1 protein-coding gene is annotated in these 290 nt (G+C 70.0%); it reads left to right on the top strand.

Going from position 1 to position 290, the window contains the following annotated elements; translation table 11 throughout:
- Positions 1 to 48: 48 nt before the first annotated feature.
- Positions 49 to 290, top strand: a 242-nt coding sequence (locus ACLI50_RS22550) for a 2-oxoglutarate and iron-dependent oxygenase domain-containing protein (protein WP_411414674.1), incomplete at its 3' end; no start/stop codon positions are given.

Genomic DNA, 290 nt, shown 5'->3' on the forward strand with positions numbered 1-290 from the left:
CGCCCGGCAGTTCCTGTCCGACATCCGATCCCCTTTCTCGAGAGACGCATGACCGACGCATCCCTTCCCCTCATCGACGTTTCGGCGCTCGTTGCCGGCACCGCCGGACGCGACGCTGTCGCCGAACAGATCGGCGCCGCCTGCCGCGCGCACGGCTTCTTCTACGTGACCGGCCACGGCGTCGACGCCGCGCTGGTGCGGCGGCTCGAAGCGCTGAGCCACCGCTTCTTCGAGCTGCCCGAGGAAACCAAGATGCAGTGGCGCATGGCCCTCGGCGGGCGCGCATGGCG

The sequence above is a fragment of the Chryseobacterium cupriresistens genome (assembly GCF_046614675.1).
In the GTDB taxonomy this organism is placed as follows: Bacteria; Bacteroidota; Bacteroidia; order Flavobacteriales; family Weeksellaceae; genus Chryseobacterium; species Chryseobacterium cupriresistens.